The organism is Bartonella sp. HY406, assembly GCF_025449315.1.
GTDB lineage: Bacteria > Pseudomonadota > Alphaproteobacteria > Rhizobiales > Rhizobiaceae > HY038.
The window spans coordinates 1,964,558-1,982,342 of the sequence record NZ_CP104893.1; the positions used below are offsets into that span (position 1 = coordinate 1,964,558).

The following is a 17,785-nucleotide window of genomic DNA, read 5'->3' on the forward strand; positions in this document are numbered from 1 at the left end:
CTTATGCAGGAAAACGATTACACAGATTATATAAAAATGTTATTTGATAAAAGTTCATTTTATTTGGGTTTGACTAAAAAATGTAGTGGGGTAAAAATATGAAAAACACGCATCGTTATGAAATATTTGATGTTTTTACCAATGCCGCTTTTACAGGCAACCCTTTAGCTATTGTTTATGATGCACAAGACTTAAATGACGAGCAAATGCTCAAAATTACTCAAGAATTTAATCTTGCAGAAACAGTTTTTGTACTACCTGCAGAAAATCCTATTCACCGAGCAAAGATTCGAATTTTTAAACCAAGCGGGGAGATGCCCTTTGCAGGTCACCCCACCATTGGAGCTGCAAGCGCATTAGCCAATCTAACAACATCACAACAAACTGAAACCCTGATGATATTGGAAGAAAAAATTGGTATTGTGCGTTGCGCTGTAAAACTTTGCGGTGACACATCGTTTGTTGAGTTTGACCTACCCAAATTGCCACAGTCACTCCCCCTAACCTTAAAAAGTGAAGTTTTTGCCGTAGCCTTTGGCGTAGAAAATCGCGAAATTGGCTTTGAAAATCATCGCCCAAGCCTCTGGTCTGCCGGTGTGCCATTTTATTTTGTACCAATTGATCATTTATCAACAATTGCTGGAATTTCTGCTGACCCTTTGTTTATTGCACAAAATTTTGCTGATGAAGAAGGCAACATACCGTCATTTTACCTTTATTGCCGCGAAACACAGCGTATCGATACAGCTTTTCATGCGCGCATGTTGCGTGCTGATGGCTCAGAAGATTCAGCAACCGGCTCGGCAGCATCAGCCTTTATTGGGCTTGCCCATCATTTTGACCAATATCAAAATGGTGACCATGAATTATGGCTAGAGCAAGGGCTTGAAATGGGGCGGCCATCACGTATCAAACTTGGCTTCCACATCCATGATGATAAAATTGCCAATGCCCGTATTGGCGGAAAATCAGTAAAAATTGCACAAGGCGAAATCTTTTTCTAAGCGCTTTGATCACATATAGCCTAAATTGCCCCATTGATATTAGTGCATAATGTGAATGCGCAAATTCTACCATTAAGCGTTAAATCGTTGCATTGTTGAAATAGCAACCGCTTAGCTATTCTGTTTGACGAATTTTCCCATTTTCAATATTTAATTTCCGTTCAAAATAAAATTTATAAATTAAAACGGCTACTTCCAAGTTATTTACTTCTTCTCCCCAATTTAGACCGTAACAGAATTTTCTTATATTTGAAAATTAAGCCCAATTTTACTCTCGCTTTGATTCTTTCCGCCTTGTTGAAACGTCGTAAATATAGTATAGGGGGGTATATTATTTTACTGAAAGAGCTATTATGGCCCATACGATCAAGCAAAAAGACCGACTCATTGCTCGCATTAGGCGGATAAAGGGTCAATTAGAAGCAATAGAGCGAGCTTTGGAAAATGAAGCACCTTGCGCTGATATTTTGCGACAAACAGCATCGGTACGCGGTGCCGTTGGTGGATTAACCGCCCAATTATTAGAAGAGCATCTTATTGCCCATGTGCTTGAAGCCGATAATGAACAAGAGCGCAAACAAGGCGGCGATGAAATGATAGAAGTTATACGCACCTATATGAAATAGTAATATTTTTAATGTGTTAGATAAATAAATCACATTAAAACATTGAGATAAAGCTGCCCCCCACAAATTGTTGATTATCATCTATTGGAGCTTAAGATGACTATACAACCAATTACTGCCAATCATGACCATATTTTTTTAGGACGTGATCATAATCGCAACGAAACCAAAGTATGGCTGGTGATTGCGCTTACCGCTTCGATGATGGTTGTTGAAATCATCGCTGGCACGATATTTGGCTCAATGGCGCTTGTTGCCGATGGTTGGCATATGTCCACCCATGCTGGCGCCATGTTGGTTACCGCCCTTTCCTATTATTATGCACGCCGTTTTGTAAAAGATCGTCGTTTCACTTTTGGCACTGGGAAATTTGGCGATTTAGCTGGTTTTGCGAGCGCGATTATTCTAGCACTCGTTGCGGTAATCATTTGCTTTGAAAGTCTTTTACGCCTATTTAATCCAATAGAGATTAGTTTTGGCCAAGCGATTTTAGTAGCAGTTGTAGGATTAATTGTTAATCTCGTTTCTGCCTATTTATTAAAAGATGATCACCATCATCACCTTGGACATAGCCATCAACACAGCCATGCTCATGAACATGATCACGGGCATAGCCACGATCATGTTCATAATGATGATTATCATCAAAGCAAAAATGCAAAGGATAATAATTTACGCGCTGCCTATTTACACGTTTTGGCCGATGCCTTGACTTCAGTCCTTGCAATTATTGCTCTTATTTTTGGTTGGATTTATGGTTGGTTATGGGCTGATCCCTTAATGGGCGTTGTCGGCGCAATTGTGATTGGCCGGTGGTCTTGGGGGCTTATACGTGATACTGGCGGCGTGCTTGTTGATGCAGATCCAGAAAATAGCCAACTAACAACAGAAATAATTACTGCACTAAAAAATGAAAATGCAACAATCACCGATTTGCATATTTGGCAGTTAGGACCGGGGCACCATGGAGCGATTATCGCTTTAAATAGTGAAGTGCCGCAAACGCCCGATTATTATAAAGGGCGACTACATGGAATTCATGAATTATCGCATATCACTATTGAAGTGAACAACCATAGCGAAAACTTATTATTGGCAAAATATGTAACAAAAACGCAATAAAATAGTCACGCGGATGAAACCTCAGCTTTTTAAAGAATGCACATTCAAAATGTGCATTCAAGAGGGAAGATAAAATGATTAATCGGCGTAATCTTTTACAAACTATTTCAGCAGCGGCGGTTCTCGCCCCTTTTACCAGTATCAAACCAGTAATTGCGGCAAACAAACAAGGTTCATTTTCTTTTGGCGTATTAACCGATCCACAATATGCAGCAATCGCCTCCAACGGCCAAACACGTTTTTATGCCAATAGCCTTTGGAAATTGGAAGAATGTATCAATCATTACAATAAGGAAGAGTTGGAATTTGTTATCACCCTTGGTGATATTATTGACCGCCATTATACCAGTTTTAACGATATTTTGCCAATTTATGACCGGTTAAAACATCCAAACTTCTTTGTCTTAGGCAATCATGATTATGATGTTGCAGGCGATTATATCAGGTCTATCTCCCGCACCCTTGGACTTACCAAAAACTATTATGATTTTAGTGGTGGTGGTTATCGTTTTATCGTCATTGATGGCAATGAAATTAGCCTATTTGCTCCACCTAAAGGTAATAAATACCTCAATATTCCTGATGACCCACGGTTGGAAATTGCTCAAAAACGTTTAGACGCATTAAAAGCCAAAGGCGCTGATAATGCACAGATTTGGAATGGCTCATTATCTGACGAGCAGTTCCAATGGTTAGAAAATACGATACAAGCTGCGGAAAAAGCCAATGAACGCGTTGTCGTCTTTGGACATTACCCAATTTTTCCAGCCAATATGCATAATATGTGGGATAGCGAACGATTGCTTGATCTTTTGACAGCCCATAAAAATGTTATCGGCTATTTTTGTGGCCATAATCATCAAGGCAATTATGGCGAAAAAGGCGGCAAATATTTTGTTAATCTAAAAGGCATGGTGGAAACACCTGATACAACTGCTTATTCGATTTTTACCGTTCATGATGACCGCTTGGAAATTAAAGGTTTTGGCCGCGAAGAAAGCCGAACTTTAAAATATTAATGATAACTGCCAAGCGCATTGGCCAAGTCACCAATTTGAAAAAGTCATCAATGCGCTTGGCTTTCAGGCCTATTAATAAATTACAGTAAACTATCCGATGGCAAACCATCATCGGGCGTTTTATTATGCTTTATTTCACCCAGTTCCAAAGCCTCAATGCGGCTACCGCGCCGCAATAGTTTTGATGAAGAAATAAGAATATCATCAACATCTTTTTCGGCCATTTGAAAATGACTTTGCAATTTGCGCACCCGTTCATCAAGGCGGTTAAGATCTTGCATCAATGCCCAAACCTCTGCCTGAATTAAATGAGCCTGCTCACGCATGCGCGCATCTTTTAAGACTTGCTGCACCACATCAATGGCAAGCAATAATAATGACGGTGATACTATAATAACGCGGGCACGATTGGCTTTTTCAACAATGCTTTCAAAATTTTCATGAATGGTTGCGAAGATTGATTCTGATGGCACAAACATAAAGGCTGTGTCTTGGGTTTCGCCACTAATGAGATATTTTTGCGAAATATCACGTATATGGACATCCATATCAGTGCGAAAACGTTGCTCAGCTCTTTGGCGAAGATCATCGGTTGTTGCTTCACGCATCGCATTCCAAGCTTCCAGCGGGAACTTTGCATCAATAACCAAATGAGGCGCAGCATTGGGCAAATAAATCACGCAATCAGGCCTTGTGCCATTAGATAAAGTTGCTTGAAATTTATAACTGGTTGGCGGTAATGCATCGGATATTATAGCTTCCATCCGCCCCTGACCAAAAGCACCGCGTGTTTGTTTATTGGATAAAATCGACTGCAATTCAACAACCTGCCCCGCAAGGCTTTGAATATTGTTTTGTGCACGATCAATAACCGCAAGCCGCTCTTGCAAACGCACCAGATTTTCATGGGTTGTGCGGGTTTGTTGACCAATAGACTGCCCTAAATGCTGACTTAAACCATCTAAACGTTCGCCAATTTCATGGTTAAGTTCGGCTTGGCGTGTTCCAAATAATTCCGCCATGGTTTGCATGCGCCCTTGGATTTCCGCTTGGGCTTGCAGCAATGCATTGATATGATAATCATTATGGCGCGCGCGCTCATCGGCCTCAATCTCAATACTTAATTTTTGTCGTAGATTAAGCCTAGAGACGATAATTGCGATAATGATGACACCAATAAGCACACTGCCAAGCCCAAACATCGCCAGTTCACTTGAGGAAAAATTGCTGATTGGCATGGAGTACCAGTCTTTCAAATTGTAAAATACGAATCAAATTGTGTAACAATATTAAATAAAACAGAAACAAAAATCGATCAAAACATGAACATAGTATTTTAATTATTGTTGACAGACTTGATAACAGCTAATATCTGCTCAATCTTTACACTTGCAACATGTTGGGGTAAATTCGCCAAACTTTATATTCTGTCCATTTTTAAATTTAAGTGGCAGACTATATGGATTGCACTTAATTATTCATCTTTTTCATTTGGTTTTACGCAAAATCAAATGCGCTCACTTTAAAACATATAAAATTGCTTATTTGCAGTTGGTTAGCTGAAGGCCATGTCTATAAAACCGATTATTATTTTGCCCGATCCAATTTTGCGGGAAATATCAAAACCAGTTGAAAACATTAATGACGCGTTACGCCAACTTGCTGATGATATGCTTGAAACCATGTATGCAGCGCCAGGCATTGGGCTTGCGGCTATACAAATTGCTGAGCCTATACGCCTTTTAGTCATGGATGTTGCTGATAAAGACCAGCCTAAAGCACCAATGGTGATGTTTAATCCTAAAGTCATTTGGTCCTCGGATGAGCGTAATACTTATGAAGAAGGTTGCCTTTCCATTCCTGATTATTATGCCGAAGTGGAACGCCCTAAAATGGTGCGCGTTACCTATATTGATCTTAATGGCAAGGCACAAGAAATTGCTGCGGATGATCTTTTAGCCACCTGTGTCCAACATGAAATAGACCATTTGGATGGTAAGCTTTTCATCGACCATTTATCACGTATCAAGCGCGAAATGGTCGTAAAGAAATTTAAAAAGCGGGCAAAAGAACAAGGCGAAAAGGTATTATAATGCGGCTATGTTTTATGGGCACACCCGATTTTTCGGTGACTATTCTTGATGCTTTGGTCAAAGCTGGTCATGAAATTGTTGCAGTTTATAGCCAACCGCCGCGCCCCGCCGGTCGCCGTGGACTTGAATTTACGCCATCACCCGTACAAAATCGCGCGGAAATTTTAGGGCTTCCGGTCTTTACGCCAAAAAGCTTGAAATCTCAGGAAGAGCAACAAAAATTTGCGGCCTTAAACTTGGATGCCGCGATAGTGGTTGCCTATGGTCTTTTATTACCCAAAGCTATTTTGGATGCACCACGTCTTGGCTGTTATAATGGCCATGCGTCCCTTTTACCCCGTTGGCGAGGTGCTGCCCCAATTCAACGTGCGATTATGGCCGGTGACAGCGAAACTGGCATGATGATTATGAAAATGGATGAGGGGTTGGATACTGGACCTGTTGCCCTAACGCAATCGATTACCATTGGCGAGGAAATGACTGCCGGACAATTGCATGATGCATTATCGCAAATAGGTGCAGACTTAATGGTGAAAGCCATGGACTTGCTAGGTAAAGGTGAACTTCCCCTCACCCAACAAAGCAATGATGGCATCACTTACGCCCAAAAAATTAGCAAGCAAGAAACCCGTATTGATTGGGCGCAGCCAGCACGCAGCGTACAAAAGCAAATTTGTGGCCTGGCGCCTTTTCCAGGTAGCTGGTGCGAAATGGATATTGGTGGCCGTGTTGAGCGCGTAAAAATTCTTGGTGCTAAACTTGGTGAAAAAGCGCTAGGTGAAATTGCAAGCTTTGATCGCCAAGATTGCTCGGTTCAATGCCAAGATGGCAAAGTTATTTTGACAAGATTGCAAAAAGCTGGTGGTAAACCATTAAATAGTGATGAGTTTTTGCGCGGCAATGTTGTAACAAGCATCATTTAGCTAATAAAAATAGGATTGTGATTTGCATCGCTATAAGCTTTTAATTGAATATGATGGCACGCCTTACGCTGGTTGGCAAAGGCAGGATAATCTTGCAAGTGTCCAAGGGGCAATTGAAAGCGCTATTTTTAAATTTACAGGCGAAAATCCCACCATTACGACAGCAGGACGTACCGATGCAGGGGTGCATGCTTTGGGACAAATTGCTCATGTTGATTTGACCAAGGAATGGCGCAGTGACACGGTGCGTGATGCTTGTAATGCCCATCTCATTCAAAATCGCGACACGGTATCAATCCTTGCTGTTGAGCTTGTTGATGAAGAGTTTAATGCACGGTTTTCAGCTTTAAAGCGCCATTATCATTATCGTATTTTAAATCGCCGCTCCCATACCGCTCTTGATGCCATGCGCGTTTGGTGGGTGCCAAAACCACTTGACAGCGATAAAATGCATGAGGCAGCGCAAAGGCTTTTAGGAAGGCATGATTTTACCACTTTTCGCTCGACCCAATGTCAAGCCAAAAGTCCTATTCGAACCCTTGATCGATTAGATGTGATCCGCAATGGCGACTATATTGATATTTATGCCAGTGCGCGTGCCTTTTTGCACAATCAGATAAGATCTTTTGCTGGCACCTTAATGGATGTTGGCACATTGCGTTTTACCGCTGATGATGTTGAGGCAGCATTACTTGCTAAGGACAGGCAACGCTGCGGTGTTGTTGCCCCACCCCATGGGCTTTATTTAACCGGTGTTGATTACTGATAATTTGTGTCACCGTTAAGCATAAAGATTAAATGCTTTTGAAAAGCCAATTGGATCAGACAAAAAATCATCAATCTTGTCATTGCTATAAAGTGAAATACTCAAAGCTAATGTTCGCGCCTGACAACTAAGTGATTTTTTAGGATTAAATTCAATATCGCTAAATGCATCATAATTTTTATTAGCAAAATTGTCTTTTAGCGCAGTATTATTTTCTTCGGTAAAGAGTATTTTTGTGTAAAGCCAATCATAAAAAAGACTGGTTGGATTTAGGGGATAATCTTTACCATCATAGCTAAATTTTATCATTTTTCCTGATGTTTTTAGTCGCGGATCTTTTTTAGCCTCTCGCGGTGTTACACTCATAAGGTCTTTAAACTGAATATCTCCTTCAAAGACTTTGCTGCTTTGAAAAAGATTTTCAACTGCAATCCCCTTATCATTGCGTAAGAAAAAAGCACTTAAATCCAATCCAATAGCTTCATCTGACTTGCTTGATGCTTCCAAAACAGACCTTATACCAGCCTGCCCTGCTTTTTCATGTAGGCTGGCAATAGAGCGCTTTCTAACCGCGCTACTCATACCCATATGCCAATCAAAAGTAATTTCCTTGGTTATAACCGCAGGACTATTTCTATTAGGAATAAAAATCGGCCGCGTTGCTGAACCAATATTTTTTTGCATGACAAATCCTACTATCAAATCTATTGGAAGTTTTAATTAATGAGAATAGTCCGTTTTTTTGCTTTTATGTAAATATTTTTGCAATGGAATGCATTTTATAGATACATGGCGTAAAGTCTATTCATTTGTAAGCAAAATACTTATTTCATTATTAACAATTTAAAAAATCAATACTCGACAACTACATGCAATATGCCTAAAAGATCATCATTATCAAATGAAAGGAACTGCCATGTACACGGTCGTGTCTGGTCAGACAAAAAAGCTGTCAGCTTATCTGACTTTTTCTAAAATCATCTCAATTCTATTTCTTCTTTTAGGTGCCGCTTTTATAGCTTTTACCTATGGTTGGCGACAAGGCCTATTATTATTGGTGGGCGGTGCACTTGGCATTACACTTTATCATGCAGCCTTTGGCTTTACCTCCGCATGGCGGGTTTTTATCCGCGATGGACGTGGGCGCGGGTTAAGAGTGCAAATGCTTATGCTTGCCATTGCTGTTTGCTTATTTTTTCCAACTCTTGCAGGTGGAAGCTTTTTTGGCAATCCCGTCGTTGGAATAAGTGCACCGTTAAGCCTTACGGTTATTATCGGCGCATTTATGTTTGGTATTGGCATGCAACTTGGCGGCGGTTGTGCCTCTGGCGTTCTCTTTACCGCGGGCAGCGGTAGCGCCCGCATGTTGATTGTATTGTTTTTCTTTGTGTTGGGGGCACTTATTTCCACTGCCCATGCGCCTTTTTGGAATGCAGTTCCCACTCTTGAAGCCGTTTCGTTACTCACAAGCTTTGGCCTTTGGGCTGGCATGACAATTTCGCTTGCTTTGTTTGCTATAATATCGCTTTTGACCCTATGGGTGGAAAAGCGTAAATATGGCACAGTTCAAAAAGAAAAGCCTTCTAACAGCCACGGATTTTTACGCGGTCCTCGGTCACTTATATGGGGGGCAATTGCCCTTGCCTTACTTAATTATGTAACGCTTATTGTTTCTGGCAGGCCATGGACGGTTGCTGGTGCTTTTCCTATATGGGGCGCAAAAATTGCTACTATGTTGGGTGTTGATGTTGGCTCATGGACTTTTTGGCAAAATCCAAGCAATGCAAAAAAACTAACTTCAAGTATTTTTACCAATGTGCAAACCGTCATGGATTTTGGCATTATTGCCGGCGCAATGTTAGCTGCAAGCCTTGCAGGTCGATTTAAACCAACCCTAAAAATGTCTTTTGGGTCTTTTTGTGCCGCTATCATTGGCGGTTTATTGCTGGGCTATGGCGCAAGAATTGCCTATGGTTGTAATATTGGCGCTTATTTTTCTGGCATTGCCTCGGGCAGCCTGCATGGTTGGCTATGGCTTATTGCAGCATTTTTTGGCAATATTGTTGGCGTTTATGCCCGCCCATTATTTGGACTTGAGGCTAAGGCTGTAGCGCAAAGCTGCTAATTTAGTTTCATCCGCAATGCAAAAAAACGAGTACTTTTCTTGATAGTTAAGTGCTCGTTTTAAAATTCATTAAATTACCGTTTTATATTAATAACGTCATTTGACCTTCTGGCAAATTAATCAGCTCGTTTGGCGTTTCAATGATACGGTCAATCATTGGACGAAAAAGATCGAGTGGTGATTTTGCATAAGGCGGATTGCCAGCAAGGTGGCGATTATTGGTTGCGTCTTTCATAATGTCTTGATCTTGTGAAATGACTTTACGCATAATCGGTATGAGAAACAGTCCTTTAAGATAGCCAAGACCATGCTGTTTGGGACCACGAAAGACGGCAAAGCCCTTATATTGGTTATCAATTTCGCGGCTAAAATAAGCGGTTAAACACAAGCTTAAACCTTGCTTGCCATAATATTCAAGGCTTACCGTGCCGGGCAATTCAAAACGATTAATGGCATGGCTGCGCTGTGGCTCCAATAAGCGGGACAAAAAGCCATTTTGCTTTTCTTCACCTTGATGGCGAATAATCAAAACACTGTTTTCAACACTTGCGGTAAATGTCACCGAATTTTTGCTTGCATTGGATCCGCGCACGATACCCTTATGGACAAAAAGTGTATGGATGGGATCAAGGACATTTTCTACCACATCCGCTAAATTTGAAATGGCATCATTTTCCATAATATATTGGGCATAGGGTTGATCGTCCCAAATAATTTCAGGCAAATTACCGGCGCTTTCTTCATCTTGGGTAATGAAGATAAGCCCATTATGCTCTTTAGCGGTGAAATTGCGTAAAAAGCGGCGTGGTAATTCACCATCATAAAGCGGCACTTCTTTGCACGCACCTTTTTTATCAAAGCGCCAACCATGATATGGGCATTCTACTGTGTTATTGACAACGCGCCCTTTTGATAGTGATGCACCGCGATGCGGACACATATCTTTTAAACAGCCAATACCATCCTTGCTGCGAAACAACACTAACGCCTCGCCCTCAAACATAATACGGACGGGCTTTTTCTTTAACTTATCGGCTATATAAACGGCATGCCAAAAATGTTTTGTCATAATAGGCTCCCAATAGTTCCAACTCGGATATCATAAATAATGGCGCGATCTTTAAGGGTTAGCTCGCATGATAATTCTTCATTTATGTGGATATTTTCAAAGGGTAGTGGCAATGGATTAAGCAAAATGCGCTCACAAAATATGGCATCTTTACTCGCGCTGCTAATTACACCTTGCCAACAAGCCTTATAGGTCTCTAATGTGCAATAAGAGCCAAAATCAGAAATTGAAAAGCCATCGATTAACCCCAAATTCATTTCCGGTAATTGATGAAGTCCACCATTTACAATTTTCATTTTTGGTAAATTATCGCGCAATGATTGATAGCTATCTTTCGCCATATGATAGGGTAAACCTTGGCTAACATCATGATACCCACGCAACATTAACGAGGCAAAATCACTATCGCGAAAGAAAAATTCGCCTGCACTATTTTGAAACTTTTGTGCAAGTTGTCTTTCTACCTCTTCACGTGATGGAATAAATGCACCACCCGGTTCACCAATAATATGGGTCCAAATAAAGCGGTGGGACAAAAATTTAACACCGCTGCGCCAAATACCTTGGTTAAATTCGCGGTCCCATATCGCTTGCTGTTCTTCAAGTGTGGATGCGGCAAATAAAGCATTAACCGCCTTACCTTTCATAACGCGCAATGTTTTTGCGGTAAAATTCAAAACTTTTTCCCAAAGCCCACAATACCAAATACCATTTTTAATGAGCTTGGTATTTTTATCCCAATAGTCGCGTGCTTCAACGGTTAATTCACCTCGCAATAAATGATAAGTATTAAGGCGGTTTTTAGCTGGTAAAAGCCCGACAAAGCTTAGATAATCATCATATTCCAAGGTTTTAATTGCTAGCATTTTAAGCATAAGCATGGCATTTTGGGCAAAACTTAAATCAAGAGCAATGACTTCTTGTGCATTGGTAAAAAGCATATCAAGCGGCCGTGTACCTGAGCCAGTCAAGCATAAAAGACTTTGAGATACATCTTGCAGCGCTTGTAGCTCGCTTTGTCCATCCTCATTTGAGGAGGAGAAATTGAGGTTGTTAAAAAAACTCATATCATCCCCACTATTTCAATAATAATGCTATATTTAGTTTTGATGTTGGTTGATAATGCGCCGCAACTTCCCCTTTGGCGGCGGCGTTAATACTTGTTGTTCGATAATAAATGTTTGTGAAATATTAAATCTGTCCAATAGACCTTCAAAAGCAAGGTTCAGATCTATCAGGCTTTGCGCATCAATATGGGGCGGCATAGTTATGACAATTGCGCCATCTTTGCGGTAAATCAGCCTAAAATCTTCGATTTGTTTTGATGCATCAAGAATAGAGTTGCGCATAATATCTGGTGTTAAAGTAACAAGCCGCCCATCACGTGCGCGCAGTTTAAAAACATCATCCATACGGCCAACAACTTCGCTAATGCGCCGCATGGGTGAACCACAAGGGCATGGTCTTTCATCAAGGCGCAAAACATCATTCATGCGATAACGGGCCAGAATTTGCGTATTACGAATAAAATCTGTAATGATTGGGGTAACCAAGCCATCATCGCTAACCGCTTCGCATTCAAAATGCATGCTGTCTTCGCAAAGATGAAGATTGCCATGCTCGCACGGCGTTGCCAATAAGCCTTCCGATGCCATATAGATTTCTTGGCACTTAACACCAAAGGCGTTGTCAATAATTTTCCGGTCACATGGATCTAACACTTCTGCACCGCTAAAGACGCGTTTTAGCGGCAACTTAAAGCCATTATCCACCAAAAAACGCAAAAGATGTGGCGGTGCAATTAATGTATCAGGGGCATAGGCCGCCAATTTGTCCGTGACACAGTCCAAGCCGTCATTTAAGTTAAAAAACTGCAATTGTAACCGCCATAAATGATTGGCTGATTGATAAATTGGCGTTGCGGTGGGTAAGGCAACTGCAATTTTTGCGCCTTGGCGTGGATATCGGGGTAACAGCTTTGCAAGAATAATGCCAAGCCAAATATATTTTTCACGCTCGCTAATAATATAAAGGCTGCGATTGCCACTCGTGCCGGTACTCATACCAATGGTGTAATTTTTCGGCTGATCATTATCATGCAATTTTTGCCGCAACTCATCGCCGCTCATTTCGAGGCGATTGAAATCGGCAAAATTATCCATCATGATTTTTTTGTCGATAATCGGTAAATCCTCTAAAGCCCTAAAATTTTTGTCCTTATAAAAACCAACCTTACCAATATCTTTGCTAATTAAACGCGCTAGATTTTTGTTTTGCCATGCCGTTAATTGCTCTTCTGTCTTAAGTGCCTTTTTTAACTTTAAAACCTGATAAAAGCTTTGCAACGCAAAACGTTTGGTAAATAAATGCTCAAACATCACGCTTCCCCTTTTTCAACATAGTGATGAGTTAATGCTAGATGAGAACTGTCATAGGAGTTGGTTGAGGGATCATGGCACAAAACAAGGCTATAACCTTGTTGAGTAAAATCCTTGACGATTGCATGACTGAGCTGAGCCTCATCGCAATTAAAACTCACCATGCGCATGGCAAAACTTTGTCTTTGATCTTGTAAATTGCAAGCCAACCAATCAACATCAACCGCATAAAGCAAAGGTTGTGATAATTTTGGCCATAAAAGCCCAAAATGGCCAATATCATGCCCGGGCAAAGGCAAGGCAAGCAACGAGCCATCACCCAAAATATCATAGGTTTGATGGTTGTTTATGGTAATGATCTCGCAGTCTTCGATAAAACAAAGTCGCTTTTCAAAATCATCCGGCAATAATTCACTAAAGTGGCCATGGCGCCATTGGCTGAAATTTGACGCTCGTTTGAATTGCTCAAATCCTATGCGGCTCGCCAAAAACCGTGAATTTGGAAAATCCTTGACGGCAGCTATATGATCGGCATGAAAATGCGTTAAAATAACAAGGCTAATATCACTTTGCAGCTGACTTAAAACTATTTCACATAGTCCTAACGCATGAAGCTTAGGGCGCAAAAGAGCATTGTAAATTTTTAATGGCAATGAGCGGCTCGCACCCCGTGTAACTCGGTGGCTATAACCGGTGTCAATAACAATATTGCCATGCTTTTCCGTTTCATATAGTCCCCAGCGCACGCAAAAATGTTGTTTTTTAAAACCACCATGGCGGGCAACCAAGCCTTTCGGGGCGCTGACCCATGCGCTATTAAAAAAACGAGGCGCCTTCATTGTAAGCCCCCATTATGATGAAATGTTTTATCCAATCCTTCCGCAAAAATAATTTGCGGTTCAAAGCCTAAAATTTGTTGTGCTCTTTTGATGGATAGGGTTTGTGAACAGGCAAAAACGCCAAGGCTGTAACTGGTCAATAAGGGCTCAATATTGGGTAAAAAACTACGGTGAAATTGCTCCATCATGTAAATTAAAGGTCTTGCAACTGCTAGCGGTGTCTTTTTCCAACGCACATTGCAATCCAGCCTTTTTGCCGCTTCATTAACGATTTTGGTGATAGGCAAAGCCTCTTTGCCTGCAATATTGAATATATTTTGTGGCAATTGCCGTGGTGCTAAAAGGCTTGCCCAAATAGCGCGAGCAACATCTTCCACATGGGTAAGATTGGTAACAGCTACACCATTGCGTAATAATGGCAATGGTCGCCTTTGTGCAGCCTTGATTAAGCGTGGTAACAATGCTGTATCACCTGCACCATAAATTGCCCTTGGTCGCAAAATAATTGGTGACAAATCGGCATAGCTAAGAGTTAAACGCTCAGCCTTTACCTTTGATGCGGCGTAATCATTGATAGGCTTTGGTAACGATTTATTTTCATCAACATCAAGCTGATCTGCCCATGTAAAATAAATGCTAGGCGATGATATGAAAATGAAACGGCTAATAGCACGGGATTGAGCTATTTTTAATAAATTCTCGGTCACCTCGACATTGGCACGATAAAAATCTTCTCGCCTCCCCCAAAGCGATGAAAGGGCAGCGGCATGGACAAGACCATCAATGGTTTCATTTTGTAACCTTTGGTGCAATTCTTGCATATCTTGCAGGTTTTCAAGATTCAATCGCCAGAAAGTACAACCTAGCTGCGTTAATAGTTCGCCGCGCTTTAAATTGCGCCCAATTGCGATCACATCGCATTTTTTGTCGCGTAATAAGCGGCAGGTTTCAAGCCCAAGAAAGCCTGTTGCTCCTGTAACAATAACACGCATGGTTTCCTCGCTCACATAATCTTAATGATAAATGAAATAGTCTAGGATTAGGACCTAAAACTTTAACAAAATACCACCGATTGATAGGCCTGCAGATGTTCCAATCAGTAAGACCTTACTACCTTGTTTAATTAATCCATTTTCAAGCCCATGGTGAAAGGCAATTGGAATGGAGGCAGAGATTTGATTGCCATGATTGGCCAAGATATTTATGAATTTGGCATTTTTAAATGGCGCCATTTTTATGATATGGGCAAGACCTAAGGGGCTTGCCTGATGAGGCACCACAACGTCAATATCATCGGCATGCCAACCGGCTTTTTCTAATAGATCAGAGATAAAGCGGTTAAAATGATCACGAACTTGGCGAAAAACAGCTTTGCCTTGCATTCGGAAAAATACATTTTCATTAAATCCGCTATTTTTATCTTGCGGATTAAAGCGCGTTCCACCTGCCCCCAATTGACAATGCTCATAACCTTCTGGCCAAGTTGCCATTGATGCGGCGCTAATGCCTTGGCCTGCATCCTCTGAACTGCTTACCACCATTGCCGCCGCACCATCGCCAAAGAGCGCTGCCGTTTCAGCATCATCATGCCAAGGTAAAGCCATTGAAGCAATTTCTGATGAAACAATAAGAATAGTTTTATAACGTTTGCTATTTAAAAAACATGCAGCCATATCGAGGGCGGTTACAAAGCTAAGGCAGGTTGAGTTGACGTCAAAGGCGGCGGCTTGGCCACTTTTAATATTTAGCCCGCGCATAATAAGCGGCGCCGTTGCAGGTATTGACTGATAGCCAACGGCAGAAGCAAAAAGAATAAGGTCTATATCTAATAAAGAAATATTACTTTGTTCAATTGCATTTTTTGCAGCTTTTACGCCAAGGCTAATTTGATCCTCACCATTAGAGCGAACGGGACGCGAGATCACCCCGACTTTTTTCTCAAGCGTCCCGCCGCCTACACCGAGCTGCTGCTCGATTTTTTGTGTGCTAATTGAAATCTGCGGTAAGCACGTTCCAACCCCTAAAATTTTTAATGGTAATGTCACCTTTTCCATATCCCCACCCATACGCTGTATAACTTCACCAACAATAATGAACAACGTTCAAATAAAAGTCAATGGTATTTTTTGGACAATGTTCATTTTTTTAATTATAATTTTTAAATTCTACTAAAAGATATAATTATCAACATCATAAATAATTGCTTTTCAATTACTCCAGCGAAATGTTAAAAGGCTAGTGTTCTTAATCAAAAACACGGAGCTATATCAATGCGGGATAATAATCCTACCCCATCATCTTTTGGTCTAACAAAAATAATCCTGCTTATTTTTATAGCCTTAGCTGTATGGAGTCTATTTAGCTTCAACACGATTCCTTCAAATGAGGAAAAAGCCAAAGCAGCTTGGAGCGAAGTATTAAATCAATATCAGCGCCGCAGTGATCTTATTCCCAATCTTGTGCAAACAGTTAAAGGCTATGCAAGCCACGAGCAATCAACCCTTAATAGCGTTATTGAAGCCCGAGCTAAGGCAACCCAAACCACCATCAATGTTGATAGTCTAAATAATCCTGAAGCTATGCAGCAATTTTTGAAAAATCAAACAAACCTTACTGGCGCACTATCACGTCTAATGGCAATTAGCGAACAATATCCAGATTTAAGGGCAAATCAAAACTTTCTTGCCTTGCAGTCACAATTAGAGGGCACCGAAAACCGAATTGCAGTCGCAAGACGCGACTATATTGAAGCGGTTAGGATTAATAATACTGCTTTAAAAACAATGCCAACAATAATATGGACATGGATTTGGTACCGCGATGCAAAACCATTGCCAAGCTTTACCATTGATCCTGTAGCTCAACAGGTACCAAAGGTTGAGTTCAATTGATAAAGGTAGGCTCATTGATAAAAAGCCTTTTCTATGCATTAGTGGCACCATCCATTATGGTGGTGCGCGCTTTTATATGGACATTACTTGTCTATTTGTCCTTTTTATCTTTGAGTGCCTATAATGCGGCATTTGCACAAACCAACTTTCCACAATTAAGTGATCGTATTGTTGATAATGCCCATCTGCTTAACCAAGATACGATTAATCAGCTTTCACGCTTACTTGTTCAGCAAGAACAAAAATCCGGCGACCAAATTGTTATAGCAACCCTGCCAAACCTTGATGGCCGCGATATTGAAAGCTATAGCAATGCATTATTTCGTTATTGGAAACTTGGGCAAAAAGATCAAAATAATGGCGTTCTCTTTTTAATTGCCCCAAATGATCGCGCCGTCCGTATCGAAGTTGGTTATGGCTTAGAAGGTGTTTTGACCGATGCCGCGGCAAGCGTCATTATCAACACTATTGTTTTGCCTAAATTTAGAGCCAATAACTACCAGCAGGGAATTATTGACGGCACTACAGCGATTATCACAGTAATAAATGGTGAAGAAAGTGAATTATTAAGCCGCATTCGCGAAAATGAAGCACGGATAAAGAATGAAAAATCTATTGAAGCTCGTAATAACTTCATCATTATAACCATTATTGCGCTGTGTTTTCTGGTTTTAATTGTGTTACCGATGCTTGCATCTATATTCGGTACACAAGTCGGCCCCAAAAGATATCGCTGGCTTGGAATTGTATTTTTCCTTTGGTATCAGGAGTTATTAGAAGGCGGAGGACCAGGCAATGGCAGCGATCCTGGCGGCTTTGGTGGTGGCGGTTTTGGCGGTGGACGCGGTGGATCTAGAGGCGGCGGCTTTAGGGGCGGTGGCGGCTCATCAGGCGGTGGCGGTGCATCTGGTCGTTGGTAGTCGCCTACTA

Annotated in this window: 18 protein-coding genes; 10 read left to right on the forward strand and 8 right to left on the reverse strand. The window is 41.2% G+C overall.

What is annotated here, in order from left to right; translation table 11 throughout:
• Window positions 1-98: 98 nt before the first annotated feature.
• The 4 genes from N6B01_RS08285 (at window position 99) to N6B01_RS08300 (ending at window position 3,771) form a co-directional block, all read left to right on the forward strand.
• On the forward strand, window positions 99-1,004 hold the full coding sequence (locus N6B01_RS08285; protein ID WP_262078249.1) for a PhzF family protein: 906 nt from the start codon (window positions 99-101) through the stop codon (window positions 1,002-1,004).
• A gap of 353 nt (window positions 1,005-1,357) precedes the next feature.
• Window positions 1,358-1,630: a metal/formaldehyde-sensitive transcriptional repressor gene (locus N6B01_RS08290; RefSeq protein ID WP_182417319.1), complete on the forward strand. Its 273-nt coding sequence runs from the start codon at window positions 1,358-1,360 to the stop codon at window positions 1,628-1,630.
• Window positions 1,631-1,726: 96 nt separating this feature from the next.
• Complete coding sequence (gene dmeF, locus N6B01_RS08295) at window positions 1,727-2,752, forward strand: CDF family Co(II)/Ni(II) efflux transporter DmeF (RefSeq protein ID WP_262078250.1); 1,026 nt, start codon at window positions 1,727-1,729, stop codon at window positions 2,750-2,752.
• A 74-nt stretch (window positions 2,753-2,826) separates the two neighbouring features.
• Window positions 2,827-3,771 carry a metallophosphoesterase gene (locus N6B01_RS08300; RefSeq protein WP_262078251.1) on the forward strand — a complete coding sequence of 315 codons (945 nt, stop codon included), beginning with the start codon at window positions 2,827-2,829 and terminating at the stop codon, window positions 3,769-3,771.
• Between the two features lie 80 nt (window positions 3,772-3,851).
• Here the strand turns inward: N6B01_RS08300 and N6B01_RS08305 are convergent, their stop codons facing one another.
• Window positions 3,852-5,009: a DNA recombination protein RmuC gene (locus N6B01_RS08305; RefSeq protein ID WP_262078252.1), complete on the reverse strand. Its 1,158-nt coding sequence runs from the start codon at window positions 5,007-5,009 to the stop codon at window positions 3,852-3,854.
• Between the two features lie 330 nt (window positions 5,010-5,339).
• Here N6B01_RS08305 and def point away from each other — a divergent pair, with 330 nt between their 5' ends.
• Genes def through truA form a run of 3 tightly spaced genes read left to right on the forward strand, consistent with a single transcriptional unit; the run spans window position 5,340 to window position 7,553 of the window.
• Entirely contained in the window at window positions 5,340-5,864 is a 525-nt protein-coding gene (gene def, locus N6B01_RS08310) for a peptide deformylase (protein ID WP_182417323.1), read from the forward strand.
• Window positions 5,864-6,787, forward strand: a complete 924-nt coding sequence (gene fmt / locus N6B01_RS08315; protein ID WP_262078253.1) for a methionyl-tRNA formyltransferase — start codon at window positions 5,864-5,866, stop codon at window positions 6,785-6,787. The genes def and fmt overlap by 1 nt, the downstream gene beginning before the upstream one ends.
• Before the next feature lie 22 nt (window positions 6,788-6,809).
• Window positions 6,810-7,553: a tRNA pseudouridine(38-40) synthase TruA gene (truA, locus tag N6B01_RS08320; protein WP_262078254.1), complete on the forward strand. Its 744-nt coding sequence runs from the start codon at window positions 6,810-6,812 to the stop codon at window positions 7,551-7,553.
• A 15-nt stretch (window positions 7,554-7,568) separates the two neighbouring features.
• On the opposite strand, the gene N6B01_RS08325 is transcribed toward truA, so the two are convergent.
• Window positions 7,569-8,237 carry a DarT1-associated NADAR antitoxin family protein gene (locus tag N6B01_RS08325; RefSeq protein ID WP_262078255.1) on the reverse strand — a complete coding sequence of 223 codons (669 nt, stop codon included), beginning with the start codon at window positions 8,235-8,237 and terminating at the stop codon, window positions 7,569-7,571.
• A gap of 232 nt (window positions 8,238-8,469) precedes the next feature.
• On the opposite strand from N6B01_RS08325, the gene N6B01_RS08330 reads away from it, so the two are divergent.
• Window positions 8,470-9,678, forward strand: a complete 1,209-nt coding sequence (locus N6B01_RS08330; RefSeq protein ID WP_262078256.1) for a YeeE/YedE family protein — start codon at window positions 8,470-8,472, stop codon at window positions 9,676-9,678.
• An 82-nt stretch (window positions 9,679-9,760) separates the two neighbouring features.
• Here N6B01_RS08330 and N6B01_RS08335 read toward each other — a convergent pair whose 3' ends face one another.
• Genes N6B01_RS08335 through N6B01_RS08360 form a run of 6 tightly spaced genes read right to left on the reverse strand, consistent with a single transcriptional unit; the run spans window position 9,761 to window position 16,018 of the window.
• Complete coding sequence (locus tag N6B01_RS08335) at window positions 9,761-10,747, reverse strand: Rieske 2Fe-2S domain-containing protein (RefSeq protein WP_262078257.1); 987 nt, start codon at window positions 10,745-10,747, stop codon at window positions 9,761-9,763.
• Window positions 10,744-11,814: a DUF3419 family protein gene (locus tag N6B01_RS08340; RefSeq protein WP_262078258.1), complete on the reverse strand. Its 1,071-nt coding sequence runs from the start codon at window positions 11,812-11,814 to the stop codon at window positions 10,744-10,746. Before N6B01_RS08340 ends, N6B01_RS08335 begins: the two co-directional genes overlap by 4 nt.
• A 33-nt stretch (window positions 11,815-11,847) precedes the next feature.
• Window positions 11,848-13,125: a F390 synthetase-related protein gene (locus N6B01_RS08345; RefSeq protein ID WP_262078259.1), complete on the reverse strand. Its 1,278-nt coding sequence runs from the start codon at window positions 13,123-13,125 to the stop codon at window positions 11,848-11,850.
• Entirely contained in the window at window positions 13,125-13,964 is an 840-nt protein-coding gene (locus N6B01_RS08350) for an MBL fold metallo-hydrolase (protein ID WP_262078260.1), read from the reverse strand. Before N6B01_RS08350 ends, N6B01_RS08345 begins: the two co-directional genes overlap by 1 nt.
• A complete protein-coding gene (locus tag N6B01_RS08355) occupies window positions 13,961-14,956 on the reverse strand; it encodes an NAD-dependent epimerase/dehydratase family protein (protein ID WP_262078261.1) in 996 nt (331 codons plus the stop codon). The genes N6B01_RS08350 and N6B01_RS08355 overlap by 4 nt, the downstream gene beginning before the upstream one ends.
• A gap of 54 nt (window positions 14,957-15,010) precedes the next feature.
• Window positions 15,011-16,018, reverse strand: coding sequence for a 3-oxoacyl-[acyl-carrier-protein] synthase III C-terminal domain-containing protein (locus tag N6B01_RS08360; RefSeq protein WP_262078262.1), 1,008 nt, complete (start codon window positions 16,016-16,018; stop codon window positions 15,011-15,013).
• 216 nt (window positions 16,019-16,234) lie between these two features.
• Between N6B01_RS08360 and N6B01_RS08365 the strand changes: the two genes are divergently transcribed.
• Window positions 16,235-16,855, forward strand: a complete 621-nt coding sequence (locus N6B01_RS08365; protein WP_262078263.1) for a LemA family protein — start codon at window positions 16,235-16,237, stop codon at window positions 16,853-16,855.
• A gap of 14 nt (window positions 16,856-16,869) precedes the next feature.
• Window positions 16,870-17,775: a TPM domain-containing protein gene (locus N6B01_RS08370; protein ID WP_262078264.1), complete on the forward strand. Its 906-nt coding sequence runs from the start codon at window positions 16,870-16,872 to the stop codon at window positions 17,773-17,775.
• Window positions 17,776-17,785 lie beyond the last annotated feature (10 nt).

Bases quoted from the DNA above. Each gene is read 5' to 3' on its own strand.
- N6B01_RS08340 (WP_262078258.1), bottom strand. From the start codon at position 11,814: ATGAGTTTTTTTAACAACCTCAATTTCTCCTCCTCAAATGAGGATGGA.
- dmeF (WP_262078250.1), top strand. From the start codon at position 1,727: ATGACTATACAACCAATTACTGCCAATCATGACCATATTTTTTTAGGA.
- N6B01_RS08330 (WP_262078256.1), top strand. From the start codon at position 8,470: ATGTACACGGTCGTGTCTGGTCAGACAAAAAAGCTGTCAGCTTATCTG.
- fmt (WP_262078253.1), top strand. From the start codon at position 5,864: ATGCGGCTATGTTTTATGGGCACACCCGATTTTTCGGTGACTATTCTT.
- N6B01_RS08335 (WP_262078257.1), bottom strand. From the start codon at position 10,747: ATGACAAAACATTTTTGGCATGCCGTTTATATAGCCGATAAGTTAAAG.
- N6B01_RS08300 (WP_262078251.1), top strand. From the start codon at position 2,827: ATGATTAATCGGCGTAATCTTTTACAAACTATTTCAGCAGCGGCGGTT.
- N6B01_RS08290 (WP_182417319.1), top strand. From the start codon at position 1,358: ATGGCCCATACGATCAAGCAAAAAGACCGACTCATTGCTCGCATTAGG.
- N6B01_RS08305 (WP_262078252.1), bottom strand. From the start codon at position 5,009: ATGCCAATCAGCAATTTTTCCTCAAGTGAACTGGCGATGTTTGGGCTT.
- N6B01_RS08360 (WP_262078262.1), bottom strand. From the start codon at position 16,018: ATGGAAAAGGTGACATTACCATTAAAAATTTTAGGGGTTGGAACGTGC.
- N6B01_RS08285 (WP_262078249.1), top strand. From the start codon at position 99: ATGAAAAACACGCATCGTTATGAAATATTTGATGTTTTTACCAATGCC.
- N6B01_RS08325 (WP_262078255.1), bottom strand. From the start codon at position 8,237: ATGCAAAAAAATATTGGTTCAGCAACGCGGCCGATTTTTATTCCTAAT.
- N6B01_RS08350 (WP_262078260.1), bottom strand. From the start codon at position 13,964: ATGAAGGCGCCTCGTTTTTTTAATAGCGCATGGGTCAGCGCCCCGAAA.
- def (WP_182417323.1), top strand. From the start codon at position 5,340: ATGTCTATAAAACCGATTATTATTTTGCCCGATCCAATTTTGCGGGAA.
- N6B01_RS08345 (WP_262078259.1), bottom strand. From the start codon at position 13,125: ATGTTTGAGCATTTATTTACCAAACGTTTTGCGTTGCAAAGCTTTTAT.
- N6B01_RS08365 (WP_262078263.1), top strand. From the start codon at position 16,235: ATGCGGGATAATAATCCTACCCCATCATCTTTTGGTCTAACAAAAATA.
- N6B01_RS08355 (WP_262078261.1), bottom strand. From the start codon at position 14,956: ATGCGTGTTATTGTTACAGGAGCAACAGGCTTTCTTGGGCTTGAAACC.